Below are 15,570 nucleotides of genomic sequence, written 5' to 3'. Positions count from 1 at the left end.
CACCTCCAACTGCAGTTATACAAAATTGTATCACCGCAGAGTTAGCCTCGCCGGCCGAGCGGCTCGGCGGCTACCCGGCCACACTGCGACACAAGAGCGCCGTCGTGTACGCGGAGCACCGCCCGCATAGTTCCGCCGTGGTTCAGCCCTGCCGGCACACCTGCTCAGTCCGTTCCCCGCTTTATCGTGCCGCGTTTGCGGTGCGGACACCACGGCGATCGTGGCCGCGCGGTCGGCGCGGCCCACGACGGGCAGCGTGGCGCCTGTCCCCGCGGACAGCGTCGTTCGCAACTCGCGCACCCCGAGCTCGGACAAACCGTCGAACGAATGCGCATGGACACCGCGGGATCGTAGTGCGTCCACCACCTCCGATTCGTCGTCGACGAACGCCGACAACCACCGCCCGACCGCCCGACAATGGCCAGCCTTGACCTCCACGGCCGGCCGGACATCATCACGAGAGCGGCACAGCAACGCTCGCCCTTGCGGAAATCCGTGCTCGCCGAGCCACAACCGGGTCTGCCCCGCGCACGAGACCGGTCGGGTCGTCGAGTACACCGGAACGAATCCCAGACCGGCCACCGCCTCCACCAGGTCCCGGCCCGGCTCGACCACCGCCGCTTGCCCGACATGTTCAAAGAACCGCTGCCATGCCCGTCGGCGACTCGCCGCCGAGTCGCCGGCCAAGATGTGAGCGAATTTTGACAGGTCCGCCAGCCCACCATCGATGTCGAACATCACCACCCGCTCACTACCGCTCACCTCCCAGAGCCTAACCACCGCGCCGGCCAACTCCCCGGCGCCACGCCCAGACCGACACAACCTCGCGTACACGCTCTAGCGAATAGGTGTCCGAATATTGTTGCTACAAAGGTTGATTCACTCTTCGCCTGCGATGTCGTGTTACAACGCGTCGCGCATCTGCTTGTTGCCGATGATCGACCCATTCGGTTCGGCGAAGGACGCCGAGTCGGCCTCGGCTCGGTGCGATCAGGACTTCTGGCCCTGCTTCTGCACGATGATCCAGGCCGCGATTTGAGTACGAGAGGCGAATCCCAGCTTGGAGAGTACGCGCTCGACATGCCCCTGCGCGGTGCGTTTGCGAAATGACGAGCCTGTCGGCGATCGACTTGTTGGTGAAGCCCTCGGCGACAAGTTCGGCTATCTGCTGTTCCCGGCGGGTCAGACTCGTGGGCCCCGATCCCGCGGAGTGCTGACCGTCGCCGGCACCCCCACACCACAAACCAGGGACATGTCGTCACACCAGGTCACAGAACCATTACGACGAGCCGGCCGACACGCCCTGAGCGCTACCCGAGCAAGTCCCACCCGACTAGTGCGTGTGTGAATCCGCTGGACGGGGATCGACGGCTCCACGACAGCGGGAGCGCCTCGAGCAGGCAAGTGACGGTGAGTAGTTCCCCTCCACCACCAGGAACATCATGTACCCCACGAACCGCTCCCCACGAAACACGGGTGGACTGCACGACCGCAGATCGTCGCCACGAGCAGACGAGAAGAACTTCGTACGCAGGGCGCCATTAGCAACCAGTAGCGCGATTTCGCGAAGGCCAAGCCCCTCGACCAACTCCAAGACGACAGACGGTGCGGGACCTGCCGCAACGAGACCTCACGCCCGATGACCCAACGGCTTTCCAACAGGCGGTTTCTCACTCGATCCAAGGGTCGAACTTGTAATTTCGTAGTACAGAATACCTATTTCTGTAGTACAGTATTGATGTGGCGATCGAATGGGCGACCAGCGCAGACAAACACGGCATCGACCGCGACGACGCGTTGCACGCGATCGAGAACGCCGTGTACGTCGAGCAAGAGTTCGACGAACCACGCGTTCCCGGGCACTCAAAGCCTTGGCTGTTCATCGGTCCTCCGCGCACACTTGGGGGTCCGTTGCTCGAAGTCATGGTGGAGATCGTTCCGCCGCGGGGCATGGTGGTTTTCCATGTGATGCAGGCGCGGCAGAAGCATCTCGACCGCATGAAGGACCAGCCGTGACCGCCCGATCCCCGGTTGCGCAGGCATCCGGTCCAACCACACTCGAAGGGGTGAAATACCGATGAACAGCAACGATAAGAACTCCGATTACGACGGGCTCGCCGAGTGGGCGGAGCACGAGATGACGCTGCCGAAGAACTCGGCCACTGCCAAGCGGGGCGCCGAGGCCGCCGCAGCGGGGCGCGAACTGCTCGAGAGGGTGGGCGCCGGCCGTCCGTCCTTGGCCGGCGCCAGCGGCGAATCACCCAAGCGGCAGGTCCGACTGCCGGCGCCGCTGAGCAACAAGCTCGACGAACTCGCTGAACGCCAGCACCGTAAGCCCAGCGAACTGATGCGTGAGGCCGTCGAGGAGTACATCCAGAGGCACTCCGCCTGACCACAACCCGCGACCGACCCGTATCAGCGAGGCGGTCAATGTGGGCGTGAAATTTAGATTCGCTCTGCCCTCGTCCCTCGCTTCGGTGAGCCACCGCGCAGCACACCGCGCGTCGCCACGACCACGAATTATCCACGCGGACACGCTCTCCCTCAGGTGACGGCGTTATACACCCGCGGCCGCTGCGGCGGTTTCATGCCAAGTGTGGCTTGGGCCAGACGGGGTCGGAACGGGTCACTGGATTCCTGAAGACGCAGAGAGTGGTACGAACTTCATCGAGTGTCGGCAACAAGCTGAGTACGGCGAGAAAGTGTCAAGCCGATGCCGTCAGCCGCTGCGCGGACCGACGTGGCGTGCGTGTCAGGGCGGAAGCGGTGGGACGGGCCGGTCACGCTGATCGCCGCGACGGCGTCCTCGCCGTCGCGGACGGGGGCGGCCACGCACACGATTCCGGTGGCGGATTCCTCGTATTCGTAGGCCATGCCCTCTTCTGTGATGCGGTCGAGCTGGGTGCGCAGCGATCCGGGCAGGATGATGGTCCGCGGGGTGTAGCGGGCCAGCGGAGCGGAGAGCACCTGCTCCCGTAGGGCGTTGTCGGCGTGGGCGAGCAGCACCTTGCCGATTGCGGTGCAGTGCACCGGCATCCGGCCCCCGATCCTCGATGGTGCGCTCGCCTGCCGATGGCCGCCGATCTTCGACAGGTACACGACCTCCGTCCCGTCGAGGACCCCCAGGTGCACCGTCTCGTGGGTGCGGACATAGAGGTCCTCCATGAACGGGATCGCCACCTCGAGCAGGCTGCGCTCGACCGACGCCCGCATGCCCAGCTCGAATAACGAGCCGCCGAGCCGGTAACCGGCATCGGTGCGGTCCAGCATTCGCACCGCCACCATGTCGGAGAGGACCCGGTGCAGCGTGCCCTTCGGGATGGACGTCCGCCGGACCAGTTCGGCCAGCGACAGGGTCGAGTCGTCGATGGTGAACGCATGCAGCACCATCATGACCTTGCCCAGCACCGTCGTGCGGTCGAACTCCTGATCGGACACTGCCGGCTCCTCCCTTCCGCTGCTACCGGCGACGTCGTCCACGATACGGCGCGTGTTCGGCTCAGTGGAACGCAATGCTTGGCGGACGATCACCCCGCGGCGACAGTGGAACCCACAGTCCATTCGCCACGATCACATCGGGAAGTCAGATGAGCACACCTCAGGGCACCAGCCTGCCCCCCACGGCGCGAGCCACCGCCGACGCTATCGCCGTCGCTGCCGAGCGGTTGAGCACCGCCGCCGCAACTTCCACGCCGTGCACCCCGGTCCGCGACCTGATCGGTGCCGACGACGTCGCGGCGGCGTATGCCGTCCAGGAGCGGATCGTCGCGGACCGGATCGCCGCCGGTGCGAGTGTGGTGGGCCGCAAGATCGGGCTGACCTCCCCGGCGGTCCAGCAGCAGCTCGGCGTCGACCAACCGGACTTCGGGGTGCTGTTCGACGACATGCGCTGCGCGGAGGCCGGCCCGATCCCGCTGTCTCGTCTGCTGCAGCCGAAGGTGGAGGCGGAGATCGCGTTCGTCCTCGGCCGCGATCTGGTGGACGGGCCGCTCGACGACGCCCAGATCCGCGCTGCCGTCGACTACGCGGTGGCCGCCCTCGAGATCGTCGACAGCCGAATCGCCGGGTGGGACATCACCTTCGGAGACACCGTCGCCGACAACGGGTCGAGCGGGCTGTTCGTCCTCGGTGCCGATCGGCGCACCCTCGACTCCTTCGACCCGGTCGCCGCGCAGATGCAGATGTTCATCGGCGACACCGAGGTGTCGACCGGCACCGGTGCCGCCTGCCTCGGTGACCCGGTGCGGGCGCTGGCCTGGCTCGCGCGCACCGCCCGCGAGTTCGGCCAACCACTACTGGCCGGTCAGGTGATCTTGTCCGGGGCCCTCGGGCCGATGGCCGCCATCGACAGCGCCGGCACCGTCCGCGCCGACATCACCGGTCTCGGATCGGTCACCGCAACCTTCACCCAGGAGTGAGCACCATGAGCGAGAACACCCGTAAGGTCACCGTCGCGGTGATCGGATCCGGCAACATCGGCACCGACCTGATGATCAAGGTGATCCGCCACTCCGACGTCCTGCAGATGGGCGCGATGGTGGGCATCGACCCCGACTCCGACGGCCTCGCCCGCGCCCGCCGCCTCGGCGTCCCCACCACCGCCGTCGGCGTCCACGGCCTGCTGGAGCTGCCGAACTTCGACGAGATCGACGTGGTCTTCGACGCCACCTCCGCCAAGGCACACGCCGCCAACGCCGCCCTGCTCGAACCGCTCGGCAAACGGCTGATCGACCTCACCCCGGCCGCCCTCGGCCCGTTCGTGGTGCCGGCGGTCAACCTCGACGAACACCGTCACGCCGCCAACGTCAACATGGTCACCTGCGGCGGTCAGGCCACCATCCCGATCGTCGCCGCCGTCTCCCGCGTGACACCGGTCGCCTACGCCGAGATCGTTGCCTCCATCGCCTCGAAGTCCGCGGGACCGGGCACCCGGGCGAACATCGACGAGTTCACCGAAACCACCTCCCACGCCATCGAAACCGTCGGCGGCGCCCGCCGCGGCAAGGCCATCATCGTCCTCAACCCGGCCGACCCGCCGCTGATCATGCGGGACACGGTCCTGTGCCTGATCTCCGCCCGCGACCCGGCCACCCACGACGCCATCCGGAACTCGATCCAGGCGATGGTCGAGCACGTCGCGACCTACGTGCCCGGCTACCGGCTCAAGCAGCAGGTCCAGATCACCCCGGTCCCGGACGGCCAACCCGTGCACACCCTGCTCGCGTCCGGGGACACGGCGGCACCCACCCACCAGGTGTCGGTGTTCCTCGAAGTCGAAGGCGCCGCACACTACCTGCCGGCCTACGCCGGCAACCTCGACATCATGACCTCGGCCGCGGTCCGCTACGCCGAGTCCGTCGCCGACACGATCGCCGCCCCGGCGGCAACCCAGGGAGCCACCCGATGACCACCAGGCTGTTCATCCAAGACGTCACCCTCCGCGACGGCATGCACGCCGTCCGCCACCGCATCACCCCCGACGACGTCGGAAAGATCGTGGCCGCGCTCGACGCCGCCGGGGTCGACGGCATCGAGGTCGCCCACGGCGACGGACTCGCCGGCGGATCGCTGAACTACGGCCCCGGCAGCAACACCGACTGGGAATGGATCGAAGCCGCCGCCGCCAACCTCACCCACGCCCGGCTGACCACCCTGCTGCTGCCCGGCATCGGCACCATCGCCGAACTCGAACACGCCTTCCGACTGGGCGTGCGGTCCGTCCGGGTCGCGACCCATTGCACCGAGGCCGACGTCGCCGCCCAGCACATCGGCAAGGCCCGGGAACTCGGCATGGACGTGTCCGGCTTCCTCATGATGAGTCACATGACCACCGCACCCGAGCTCGCCGCCCAGGCCAAGCTCATGGAGTCCTACGGCGCGCACTGCGTGTACGTCACCGACTCCGGTGGCCGGTTGACCATGGACGGGGTCCGCGACCGGGTCCGCGCCTACCGGGACGTGCTCGACGAGGGCACCGAGATCGGGATCCACGCCCACGAGAACCTGTCGCTGTCGGTCGCGAACTCCGTCGTCGCCGTCGAAGAGGGTGTCACCCGGGTCGACGCCTCGTTGGCCGGGCACGGCGCCGGCGCCGGCAACTGCCCGATCGAACCGTTCATCGCGGTCGCGGACCTGCAGGGCTGGAAGCACAACAGCGCCCTGTTCGCCCTCCAGGACGCCGCCGACGACCTCGTCCGGCCGCTGCAGGACCGGCCCGTGCGCGTCGACCGGGAAACCCTCACCCTCGGCTACGCCGGTGTGTACTCGTCGTTCCTCCGGCACGCCGAAGCCGCGTCCCAGCGGTACGGCATCGACGTGCGCACCATCCTCCTCGAGGTCGGCCGCCGCGGCCTCGTCGGCGGACAGGAAGACCTCATCGTCGACATCGCCCTCGACCTGCGTAGCCGAGCAGGCGGCAACTGAGACTGCGGCGCCGTGACGGTGGCGAGGTCTACCGTCACGGCACGATCATGCAGATACCTGTTCCGGTACGCGGCGGCGGGATCTGCTGGCGACCGTCACCGTGACGACAGTGTCGAGGGGACGGGCAGCTGCAGGGATTCAGCGGGTGAACAGTGCGGCGGCGTTGGCGTGGTCGATGCCCTGCCGGGTCGCGTCGTCGAGCGATTCGTTGGTGTCGAAACTTCTTCACCGCACGTTTGGTGGTGCGCACACCCTGGCTCTCGCCCGAGACGGTCTTCGCCTTCCTGCTCAACGCGTCCGGCGCCACCATCCTGATGGTGTACCTCATGATCGCGCTGTCGCAGATCAAGTTGCGCAGCAGCATGAGCCGTGACGAGGTCGCGCAGCTCAAGTTGAAGATGTGGTGGTTCCCGACCCTGTCCGTTCTCGCGGCCGCCGGCATCGTCGGGGTGCTGGTGTCGATGTTCTACGTCGAGTCCTCTCGCTCGCAGATCTCGCTGAGTGTCGCAGCCCTGATCCTGGCGTTGGTGGCCTACCAGATTCGGCGCCGCATCAATCCGGAAAATCCGCTCGCGCACAACATCTCCGATCCTGCTCCGCACACGATCACCGAGTCTTCTCCGGGGTAACGCACGACCGCCGGGGGCGGTGGCGAGTGAGACCGACTGTGGTCTCCGCCACCGCCCCTTTCCGTGTGTCCAGCGGTCGACGAGGGTCAGTCCCGCCGGCGCGCGGCCCCACCTTCGAGTTGCGCGGCGAGCAATTGCGCCAGGTGGTCACCGCGGCGGTCGGTCAGATCCGACAGCTGCGTCCGGCAGGAGTATCCGTCGGCGAGGATGGTGGTGTCCGCGTCCGCCCCGGCCACCGCGGGGAGCAACTGCTGCTCGGCCACGGCCACCGACACCTCGTAATGTCCCTTCTCCACACCGAAGTTACCGGCGAGACCACAGCATCCGCCCAACCGCTGCACCTGTGCACCGGCCTTCTCCAGGAGTTGCGCGTCCGGGCTCCACCCCATCACCGAATGGTGGTGGCAGTGTGGTTGTGCGACAACGGACTTGCCTTCGAGCGACGGCGGTTCCCAGCCGCGCTCCGTCAGCAGTTCCGCGAGGGTACGGGTTGCGTCGGCGACCGGTTCGGCCGCCGACCTACCGAGCAGTTCCGCGGCGTCCGAGCGCAGCACACCCGTGCAGGACGGCTCCATTCCGACGATCGGAATTCCGGCCGCGGCGCTACCGGACAGTGCGTCCACGGTGCGGCCGAGGATCTTCTTCGCCGCGGTGAGTTGCCCGGTGGAGATCCAGGTGAGTCCGCAGCACTGCTGCTTGTCGGTCAATTGCGGCCGGTAGCCGGCGGCTTCGAGCACCTGCACCGTGGCGTGCCCGACCTCGGGGGTGAAGTAGTTGGTGAACGAGTCCACGAACAGCAGCACCGGGTCACCGGTCGTGGCACGGTCGTTTTCGGTGGCCTTGAACCAGGACCGGAACGTCTGCTTCGCGAACGGTGGAATGGTGCGGCGCTTGTCCACTCCGGCCGACGACAACGCCAGCGGTCCGATGCCGGGAACGCGCATCGTGGCGTTGACCAGACCGGGCGCGTGGCTGGCGATCTTCGCCCAACGCGGAAGCCATCCCAGCGAGTAGTGCGAGGCGGGGCGGATGCGGCCCTTGTAGCTCTGGTGCAGCACTTCGGATTTGAACGCGGCCATGTCGACACCGGTCGGGCAGTCCGAGGAGCACCCCTTACAGGACAGACACAGGTCGAGGGCGTCGTGAACCTCGGGCGATCGCCAGCCACCGTCGATGTCGGTGCCGTTGATCATCTCCTGCAACACGCGCGCGCGGCCGCGGGTGGAGTCCTTCTCCTCCCGGGTCGCCTGATACGACGGGCACATCACTCCCCCGGTGGCGGTGTTGTCGGCCCGGCATTTTCCGACGCCGGTGCAGCGGTGCACCGCCTGGGTGAAATCTCCGTCGTCGTGGTGATAGGCCAGGGCCAGGTTGCGGCGCAGGAGTGGGGCTGCGGGAATGCGCAGGTCCGCGTCGACCGGGCGGGGGTCGACCACGACTCCGGGATTGAGGATGTTGTCCGGGTCGAAGACGTGCTTGACGGCAGCAAAGAGTTTCATCGCGTCGGGTGAGTACATCAGCGGCAATAGTTCGCTGCGGGCGCGGCCGTCCCCGTGCTCACCGGACAGGGATCCGCCGTAGCCGGCGACGAGTGTGCTCGCCGCGACCAGGAAGTCCCGGAAGATGCGGTCCCCGCCGGGCTTGTCGAGCGGCCAATCGATGCGCACGTGCATGCATCCGTCACCGAAGTGCCCGTACGGCAGGCCGGTAACGCCGTACTCGTCCATCAGGGCGTCGAAGTCGCGTAGATAGTCGCCCAGCATGGCCGGTGGCACGGCCGCGTCCTCCCATCCTGCGTGTGCGGGAAGGCCGGCAGGACTGCGGCCGGCGAGTCCGGCGCCATCGGCGCGAATCCGCCACAGCTGGGCCGTGCGGCCCTCGTCGGTGACGACGAGGCTGTCCACGGCTCCGCAGTCCCGTCCGACCTGCTGGGCCCTGGCGATCGTCTCGTCGAGGTCGTCGCCGACGACCTCGACGAACAACCAGGCCGCCCCCGCAGGCAACGGCGGAACCGCATCCGGACCGCGGCGCTCGCGCACCACGTCGACGATCCGGGAATCGATACCCTCGCAGGCGGTCGGATCGAACTTCAGCACCAGCGGGGTCGCGTCACCCGCCGACGCGATGTCGGCGTACCCCAGCACGACCAGGACGCGGTGGGCGGGCTCGGACACCAAGCGGACCGTCGCGCGGGTTGCCACCGCGAGGGTGCCCTCCGTGCCGACCAGCATGCGGGTCACGTCGAACCGATTTTCCGGCAACAGGTGTTCCAGGGCGTATCCGGACACCTGACGGCCGAATTGCCCGAGCTCGGTGCGGATGGTCGCCAAACCGGCGCGGGTGACCTGCTGTAGTGCACTCAGCGCCGGGGAGGCCGTCACCTCACCGGCCGAACCCAGTTGCAACGACTCCCCGGTCCCGGTCAGAACGTGCAAGCCCTTCACGTTGTCCGAGGTCCGGCCGTATCCGAGCGTGCGCGAACCGCAGGCATTGTTTCCGATCATGCCGCCGATGGTGCATCGAGTGAACGTCGATGGGTCGGGCCCGAATCGTAGGCCCTGCGGTGCGACGGCCTGCTGCAGCACCGTCTGAATCGTGCCCGGCTCGACGGTGGCGGTCTGTGCGTCCCTGTCGATCGACAGCACCCGGTTCATGTGCCGGCTGAAGTCGAGAATCAGTCCGGTCCCGACAGCGTTACCTGCAACGGAGGTGCCGCCACCGCGAGAGGTCAGCGGCACGCCCTCTCGGCGGCACACCGCGAGGGCGGCCGCCACCTCGTCGGCATGGCGCGGCCGCGCGACGACCAGCGGTCGCACCCGGTACAGGGACGCATCGGACGAATAGGCAGCGCGGGTGGTGCCGTCGGAGAGAACGTCGCTCACTCCCGAACTGCGCAGCTCAGCGGCCAGTGATTCAGCGGAGATCATTCGTAGCATGCTACATGCACCTAGCATGCTACGAACAGCCCCGTGTTGTTACAGTGATCGGGTGGCAGACGAAGCGCTCGAACTCGAACCGCTCACCCCGTTCGCGGGACGACGGATGGAGCAGGCGATCGCGGCGGTGCGGGCGGCCATCGACGACGGCCGCATGAAACCGGGAGTGAAGTACTCGGTCTACCAACTCGCCGAGGGTCTGGGGATCTCCCGAACCCCGGTGCGGGACGCTTTGCTGCGCCTGGAAGAAGTGGGAGTCATCAAGTTCGAAGCACGCCAGGGCTTCCGCATTCTTCTCCCCCAGCCGAAGGAGATCGCGGAGATCTTCGCAGTCCGGTTGGCCCTGGAACTACCCGCGGTCCGCAAGGCCGCAGCCGTGGCCGACCCCACGCTCTCGGACGCACTGCAGCGGCAACGACGCCTGATGCAGGACGCCGCCGCCGGCGGCGACGAACACGAGTTCGCCCATCATGATCTCGGGCTTCACGACCTGATTCTCGACGCCGCCGACAACGCCCGAGCCCGCGCGATCGTCAAGACCCTTCGCGAGACCACCCGGCTACTCGGGGCCAACACCGCCGACAAGACCAGAACACTCACCGACATCGACAACGAGCACGCGCCCATCATCGACGCGATCATCGCCGGCAATCCAGTCGAGGCAGAGGCGGCCATGCGGGCACATCTGGAGAACACAGGAAGACTGCTGGTGACACAATCTATCCGCAGCGTTGACGACCCGAGCCTGTCCACGGAGGAGATCTGGGCTACCGTCAATTCCTGACGGTAGCCGTCCCCAGACGGGGCGTACCGTCCCGCGACCACCAGACTGTTACCCGCCGGTGCTTGCGGGTAACAGTCCGTGCTCATCGGCGTCAGAGTCCGATCTCAGTGACGGCGTTGCCGATCAGCGGGGCGTTCTCCCGCGCGTAGATCTCCACGGTCGCCGGATGTGCCCGGTCTGGCGCATGATCGCGTGCGCGTCGGCGCCGTTGCGGAAGGCCTGGGTGACGAACCCGGCCCGCAGCGAGTGCCCACCGAGTTGGGCGACGATGTTCTCGTCGTACCCGGCCAGGGCGGCGCGGCGGCGGATTGCCGCATGCACCGACGCCCGGACAGGGCGGTGCCCCCGAGGTTGCCGTTCTTGCGGATCGACCGGAACAACGGCGACCGGGCCCTCATCCGCGGCAGCGCGCCGCGGCAGACTTGGTTGTCGAACGGCGGTGCGGCGCAGCATCCGGATCACCCCGGGACGGTTGGCGGTGTCGAAGGCGGCCACGACCTGCGCCCACCGGAAGTGTGGGCACGGTGTGCCACTGGGGCGAGGTGGTGAACGGCAGCGCCTTGACCGATCCGGCGCCCTCCTGGTCGGTCTTCGATTGGCGCAGGCGGATGTGGATACCGTCTAGCCGGTGCACGCTGACGTCGCCGCAGTTCAGGGCGACGAGTTCGCTGCGCCAGAAGGCGCCGGTGAACCCCATCAAAATCAGGGCACTCTCACGCCGCTCGTACACCTCGGCCGCCCAGCCAGTGTCTTCCGCCCAGTCCTTCAGCTCCCCAGGCGGTCCGGCGGGAAACCGCTATGTCCAATTGAGTGCGGCCGACTCTTTAGCTTTAGCAAGGCAAAGACACAATCGACCAACTACGCGAATGGAATCGCAGGTTGCTCATCTCGCCGACACTCCCGGCACACAGTCGCGAGCACGATCGAGTTCTGTGAAGTCGTAGAAGGTCGACGCTGAGAGTTCTTGTTCGGCCCAGGCAGACATAGGTTGTGAGCGTATTGATTCGAGGATGCGCTCCTGCGCGACGAGCACGGGAGAGGGGCGCACATTCGCTTCACCGTGGATGCCTACCGTAGAAGCCGGGGAGCGCGACCGCTCGGACTGCGTATCGGATCGTCGGACCTCAGTTTCCTACTTTCGGCAGGGTGAGCGCGATGCGCAGTTTCGAGTCGATCGTCTGGCTGAGGGCGAGTGATCGGTCGAGCAACGGGCCCAAGGCTTGAACCTTCGTATCGGCCGCGGACAGGGTGTTCACGATGTCCGCGGCCGGGGCGGCCGCCGCGTTCGCCTGATCGGTTGCGGACTGGCCGGCATCGATGATCCCGCCGAGCGGGGCGTCCGCGGACTTCAAGGCGTCCCCCAGAGACTGCAAGTGATCACCGAGCGAACCCAGAGTCCGGTCGGCTCTGGCGAGGGAGTCGAGTACCCCCACCACCTGGGGTAGACCCTCGTGGAGGGCCTGATCAGCGGGGGGCAACTGCTGCGCACCGTCCAGTGCCTGGTCGGTTGTACTGTCGACGATCTTCGCTTGTGCCACTCCCTCTTTGAAGATGTCGTTCGAGATACTCAGATCGCGCGTCACGATCAGGATGCCAGCGAGAACCGCAATGGTAAAGGACAGGGCGATCGCCCAGGAGAGCCGAAACATCAAGTTCTGCCTTTCACTCGCTCAGTGGTCGGCCACAAGCCGGTGCGGGCGGTCATGAGGGCGGTGCGGGTGCGACACCGAGGGCGGGGAGGTTCAGGTCATTGACCGGGGGGCCGATTACCGCGAGGAGGGGGCCGAACTCCTGCACGTGTGCGGCCTCTTCCCGAACGATTGCGAGGGTCGCAGAGATGGCGGAGGCTTTCGGGCCGAGCGCACCGAGGGATCCCTGGACGGTGGTCAATCCGTGGTTGATCGCCTCCAGCTGGGTGGTAACCGATCCCACCGCAGTGGACAATCCGGCCACCGTCGGGCTCGCGGTGTCGGCACGACCGGTCACCTTCACGATGAGGTCGGGCAGCGGCGCCGCGATCTCGCTGACGGTACTGGTGGAGGCGTTCAGTGTCTTGGCTTGACCGGAGAGTTCGCTGGCCTTGTCGGTGAGTCCTTCGAGATCGTTCGCGAGCGGCGTCAAGGTCTGGATGTCGGAGGCCAGACGCGCGTGCTTGGGGACGAGAATCGCGGTCAGGGTGTCGAATTGGCCTGCGGAATCGATCAGCTCGAGACTGAGTTTCGACGGCCGCCCCAGCGGATCGCTCACATCACGCAGCGCGGGAAAGAACCCGTTGAGGGCGCACAGAACCACCGCCGACCCCGCACCCAGCACGAGTACGATCGCGGTCCACAACTTTCTGGTGATCATCAGTTCCCTCCGGGGGCAGGAATGAAGGCGTCGGTGGCGGGAACGAGCGCGAGCTTGTTCGTCGTGCGGGTGAGTTCCGCGTTGAGCTGGTTCACCAGGTCGAGTGCCTGGGTGAGTTCGTTGTCGACGCCGGTCACGGTCGTGTTCGCGCCTGCCGATATCTGATGCAGGGATGCCGCCGAGCCCTGCAATGTGGTGGCGACCCCCTCGAGTTGGCCGGCGATCTGTGTGTCACCTTGGCCGGCGGCGAGCAACGTGCGCGCGTTCGGCAGGAGGGCGTCGAGGTGGTCGACGTCGGTCGCGGTCGCGGTGTTGAGCTGGGTCAAGACTCCTGTCAGTTCGTCGAGTTGTTTGCGGGCGGTGGCGGGCGCGGTCAGGTCCGCGCGTTGGGCGAAGAAGTCGTTGGTGAGGCGGAAGTTGTCCACGACGGTGCGCGCGCTGTGTTGCACCTGCAGCCCCTTGTGGATGGAGGCCACCACCAGTGCGAACAGGACGACGGCGATGACCGCGGCGAGGCGGCCCAGCCACTCGATTGCCACCGAGAACCCGGTCGCGTCGGGGATCGCGGGCACCAGCACATCCGGCCGATGCGGCTTGGTGCCTTTCCGGTAGGGCAGCGCCGCCGCGGGCACATCGAATCGCTGATATTTGGTCACACCTCGGGGTGGGAGAACGTCGGGAGGTAGATCGTTGCGCTGCTGCATATCACGTCCAGTGGAAGTAGTGTCGGATCGTCGACGGTGAAAGGGTGCTCAGCCGGGAAGTGGAAGCATCTGGTTGATCGTTTTCGCCGCCTCGACCGAGACCCTCAGGTCGCTCACCAGCCCCTGCACGATCACCAGCAGCTGGTTGCCTTGCTCCCCGAACGCTTCCGCGGAGGACACCAACGGGAGCACGGTGTTCTGGACCTCGCCGAGGATGGACTGGATGTTGGTGAGCTGGTCGTTGGTCATCTGTGCGCCCGCGGTGCTGCTGGCCAGCATCGCCGCCGCCGGGGCGATCGCCTCATCCAACTTCGTCAGCAGTGGACCGAGCGCGGAGGTGGCATCGAGCGCGGTCTGTGCCGTGTGGGTGAGCTCGGTCAGTTGCCGGAGTTGGCCGGTCACTTTGTCGTTGACGTCGACGATGTCCTGAGAAGCGGCGATGCTCGTCACGTTGGCGCGCTGCTGATTGTCGAGGCGGGTGTTGAGGTTGAACACCACGAACGTGAGCAGACCGAGTACACCGACCGCCACGATCGCCAGAACCATCCGGGCGGGACCGCCGCGGCGTCCGAAGAAAATCACAGAACTTCTCCTATTTTCCTGACAGGTCGTTCGCGGACTCCTCCGCGGAGACCCGGGCGTTGTGCACCTTCGCCGCCGTCGAACGGGCGTCGTCGAGGATGACCCCCAACGTGGCGCTGTCGGCCGCGAGGGCCGCGGTGGCGCCGTCGACGGGAGGCTGCAACGAGTTGATGTGCGTGGTCAGAGTGTCGAGGGAGGCAATGAGGTCGGTCACGTTCGCGCCGGCCTGATCGAGCGTCGCCTGCACATCGCCGCTGATCTGACCGGTCAAGGTATGGAGCTCGGCGGTGACGGTCGCATCGGTGACGAGAACACTCGCGAGCGCGGTCTTCATCTTCTCCAGCGACGCGAACGCGGACAGGGTCACCTTCTCGTGCTCGACGATCTTGTCCAGCGCCGGGTTGTAGTTCCCGGCGGAAACCACCGCCTGGTCCAGGCGGTAGGGGGTGGCGGTCAGGTTGTAGATCCGCGGGCCCAGGTAGAACACCGAGACCGGGATCAGGGCGAGCAGGAGCAACCCCCTGGCGATGTTCGTGGCCTTCGACGCCCGAGGCGGTTCCCCGCCCTGCACGACGTCGTCGTCCGCATAGGGCAATTCGAACTGCATCGCCGGGTCCTCGGAGGCGTGACTGGCCGGGCGGCTGCGGCCCGAGAGCGAGGTCATGGTTCGATCACCGAGACCAACGCGATGGTGCGCAGCGCGGTCACGGTGTGGGTGAGTAGACCCTTCACGACCAGCTTGTGCTTCACGATTTCCCCGAGCACCGTCATGCCCCGGCCGGTGAAGAAACCCACCGGGATCAGCCCGCCGGCCTTCATCGGCAACTGTGACACATCCAGGATCTGATCGACGGTGGCGATGACGGTCACGGCTGGTTTCCCGACGACGTCGTTGTAGACGACCGCCTCGTCGGTGCCGAACACGATTGTGCAGGCGCTGTCGGTGTCCGTGCTGATAATGGAGACCGGTCGAGCGATCTTGCGTGCGAACTTGATTCGCGACGGAAAGTTCTCGAGGTTCTGCCCGAGCAACATCCCGACGATGTTGGCGACGCCATTCGCGTCCTCACCATCGAACAAACTGACGGGGTACGCGCCGGATTCAACAGTAGTCATGGAGTGGGCCTTTCAGACAGGGTGACGGCGTTTCGTGCGGTCCTGCA

General features: G+C 66.6%; 16 protein-coding genes and 2 pseudogenes. 7 read left to right on the top strand and 11 right to left on the bottom strand.

What is annotated here, in order from left to right; genetic code table 11:
* Window positions 1-30: 30 nt before the first annotated feature.
* Window positions 31-762 (bottom strand): hypothetical protein, encoded by a 732-nt coding sequence (locus tag ROP_RS42315; protein WP_231869156.1) that lies wholly within the window; start codon window positions 760-762, stop codon window positions 31-33.
* A gap of 228 nt (window positions 763-990) precedes the next feature.
* A pseudogene (locus ROP_RS42310) lies at window positions 991-1,210 on the bottom strand (response regulator transcription factor); the annotation flags it as partial.
* Window positions 1,211-1,740: 530 nt separating this feature from the next.
* On the opposite strand from ROP_RS42310, the gene ROP_RS39715 reads away from it, so the two are divergent.
* Window positions 1,741-2,016 (top strand): hypothetical protein, encoded by a 276-nt coding sequence (locus ROP_RS39715; RefSeq protein ID WP_005264154.1) that lies wholly within the window; start codon window positions 1,741-1,743, stop codon window positions 2,014-2,016.
* Window positions 2,017-2,077: 61 nt separating this feature from the next.
* Window positions 2,078-2,392 (top strand): ribbon-helix-helix domain-containing protein, encoded by a 315-nt coding sequence (locus ROP_RS39710; RefSeq protein ID WP_005264155.1) that lies wholly within the window; start codon window positions 2,078-2,080, stop codon window positions 2,390-2,392.
* A 272-nt stretch (window positions 2,393-2,664) separates the two neighbouring features.
* Here ROP_RS39710 and ROP_RS39705 read toward each other — a convergent pair whose 3' ends face one another.
* A complete protein-coding gene (locus tag ROP_RS39705) occupies window positions 2,665-3,438 on the bottom strand; it encodes an IclR family transcriptional regulator (RefSeq protein ID WP_012687260.1) in 774 nt (257 codons plus the stop codon).
* Between the two features lie 149 nt (window positions 3,439-3,587).
* Here ROP_RS39705 and ROP_RS39700 point away from each other — a divergent pair, with 149 nt between their 5' ends.
* The 4 genes from ROP_RS39700 to ROP_RS39685 all read left to right on the top strand — a co-directional run bounded on the left by ROP_RS39700 (window position 3,588) and on the right by ROP_RS39685 (window position 7,052).
* A complete protein-coding gene (locus ROP_RS39700) occupies window positions 3,588-4,418 on the top strand; it encodes a 2-keto-4-pentenoate hydratase (RefSeq protein ID WP_012687259.1) in 831 nt (276 codons plus the stop codon).
* A 5-nt stretch (window positions 4,419-4,423) separates the two neighbouring features.
* Window positions 4,424-5,407, top strand: a complete 984-nt coding sequence (locus ROP_RS39695) for an acetaldehyde dehydrogenase (acetylating) (protein WP_012687258.1) — start codon at window positions 4,424-4,426, stop codon at window positions 5,405-5,407.
* Window positions 5,404-6,423 carry a 4-hydroxy-2-oxovalerate aldolase gene (gene dmpG / locus ROP_RS39690; RefSeq protein ID WP_012687257.1) on the top strand — a complete coding sequence of 340 codons (1,020 nt, stop codon included), beginning with the start codon at window positions 5,404-5,406 and terminating at the stop codon, window positions 6,421-6,423. Before ROP_RS39695 ends, dmpG begins: the two co-directional genes overlap by 4 nt.
* 239 nt (window positions 6,424-6,662) lie before the next feature.
* Window positions 6,663-7,052 (top strand): hypothetical protein, encoded by a 390-nt coding sequence (locus ROP_RS39685; RefSeq protein ID WP_231869155.1) that lies wholly within the window; start codon window positions 6,663-6,665, stop codon window positions 7,050-7,052.
* An 86-nt stretch (window positions 7,053-7,138) separates the two neighbouring features.
* On the opposite strand, the gene ROP_RS39680 is transcribed toward ROP_RS39685, so the two are convergent.
* Window positions 7,139-9,988 carry an FAD-binding and (Fe-S)-binding domain-containing protein gene (locus ROP_RS39680; protein WP_080512631.1) on the bottom strand — a complete coding sequence of 950 codons (2,850 nt, stop codon included), beginning with the start codon at window positions 9,986-9,988 and terminating at the stop codon, window positions 7,139-7,141.
* A gap of 52 nt (window positions 9,989-10,040) precedes the next feature.
* On the opposite strand from ROP_RS39680, the gene ROP_RS39675 reads away from it, so the two are divergent.
* The gene (locus ROP_RS39675) at window positions 10,041-10,772 is read left to right on the top strand and encodes a GntR family transcriptional regulator (protein WP_012687255.1); all 732 of its coding nucleotides are present in this window, start codon (window positions 10,041-10,043) and stop codon (window positions 10,770-10,772) included.
* 91 nt (window positions 10,773-10,863) lie between these two features.
* Here ROP_RS39675 and ROP_RS39670 read toward each other — a convergent pair.
* The 7 genes and pseudogenes from ROP_RS39670 to ROP_RS39640 all read right to left on the bottom strand — a co-directional run.
* Window positions 10,864-11,520, bottom strand: a pseudogene (locus tag ROP_RS39670) (integrase); the annotation flags it as partial.
* Between the two features lie 376 nt (window positions 11,521-11,896).
* Window positions 11,897-12,421, bottom strand: a complete 525-nt coding sequence (locus ROP_RS39665) for a hypothetical protein (protein ID WP_012687250.1) — start codon at window positions 12,419-12,421, stop codon at window positions 11,897-11,899.
* A 52-nt stretch (window positions 12,422-12,473) separates the two neighbouring features.
* Window positions 12,474-13,121, bottom strand: a complete 648-nt coding sequence (locus ROP_RS39660) for a hypothetical protein (RefSeq protein WP_012687249.1) — start codon at window positions 13,119-13,121, stop codon at window positions 12,474-12,476.
* Window positions 13,121-13,825, bottom strand: coding sequence for a hypothetical protein (locus ROP_RS39655; RefSeq protein WP_012687248.1), 705 nt, complete (start codon window positions 13,823-13,825; stop codon window positions 13,121-13,123). The genes ROP_RS39660 and ROP_RS39655 overlap by 1 nt, the downstream gene beginning before the upstream one ends.
* A gap of 48 nt (window positions 13,826-13,873) precedes the next feature.
* Entirely contained in the window at window positions 13,874-14,407 is a 534-nt protein-coding gene (locus ROP_RS39650) for a hypothetical protein (protein WP_012687247.1), read from the bottom strand.
* Window positions 14,408-14,417: 10 nt separating this feature from the next.
* Window positions 14,418-15,071: a hypothetical protein gene (locus ROP_RS39645; protein ID WP_012687246.1), complete on the bottom strand. Its 654-nt coding sequence runs from the start codon at window positions 15,069-15,071 to the stop codon at window positions 14,418-14,420.
* The gene (locus tag ROP_RS39640; RefSeq protein WP_012687245.1) at window positions 15,068-15,523 is read right to left on the bottom strand and encodes a hypothetical protein; all 456 of its coding nucleotides are present in this window, start codon (window positions 15,521-15,523) and stop codon (window positions 15,068-15,070) included. Before ROP_RS39640 ends, ROP_RS39645 begins: the two co-directional genes overlap by 4 nt.
* Window positions 15,524-15,570 lie beyond the last annotated feature (47 nt).

Origin of the sequence: Rhodococcus opacus B4 (genome assembly GCF_000010805.1) — a bacterium.
GTDB classification, from domain to species: Bacteria; Actinomycetota; Actinomycetes; order Mycobacteriales; family Mycobacteriaceae; genus Rhodococcus_F; species Rhodococcus_F opacus_C.
The sequence above is the reverse complement of the archived record's forward strand: the minus strand, read 5'-3'. Positions and strand labels throughout refer to the sequence as shown.

Bases quoted from the DNA above. Each gene is read 5' to 3' on its own strand.
- ROP_RS39680 (WP_080512631.1), bottom strand. From the start codon at position 9,988: ATGCTACGAATGATCTCCGCTGAATCACTGGCCGCTGAGCTGCGCAGT.
- ROP_RS39655 (WP_012687248.1), bottom strand. From the start codon at position 13,825: ATGCAGCAGCGCAACGATCTACCTCCCGACGTTCTCCCACCCCGAGGT.
- dmpG (WP_012687257.1), top strand. From the start codon at position 5,404: ATGACCACCAGGCTGTTCATCCAAGACGTCACCCTCCGCGACGGCATG.
- ROP_RS39695 (WP_012687258.1), top strand. From the start codon at position 4,424: ATGAGCGAGAACACCCGTAAGGTCACCGTCGCGGTGATCGGATCCGGC.
- ROP_RS39645 (WP_012687246.1), bottom strand. From the start codon at position 15,071: ATGACCTCGCTCTCGGGCCGCAGCCGCCCGGCCAGTCACGCCTCCGAG.
- ROP_RS39660 (WP_012687249.1), bottom strand. From the start codon at position 13,121: ATGATCACCAGAAAGTTGTGGACCGCGATCGTACTCGTGCTGGGTGCG.
- ROP_RS39700 (WP_012687259.1), top strand. From the start codon at position 3,588: ATGAGCACACCTCAGGGCACCAGCCTGCCCCCCACGGCGCGAGCCACC.
- ROP_RS39710 (WP_005264155.1), top strand. From the start codon at position 2,078: ATGAACAGCAACGATAAGAACTCCGATTACGACGGGCTCGCCGAGTGG.
- ROP_RS39640 (WP_012687245.1), bottom strand. From the start codon at position 15,523: ATGACTACTGTTGAATCCGGCGCGTACCCCGTCAGTTTGTTCGATGGT.
- ROP_RS39665 (WP_012687250.1), bottom strand. From the start codon at position 12,421: ATGTTTCGGCTCTCCTGGGCGATCGCCCTGTCCTTTACCATTGCGGTT.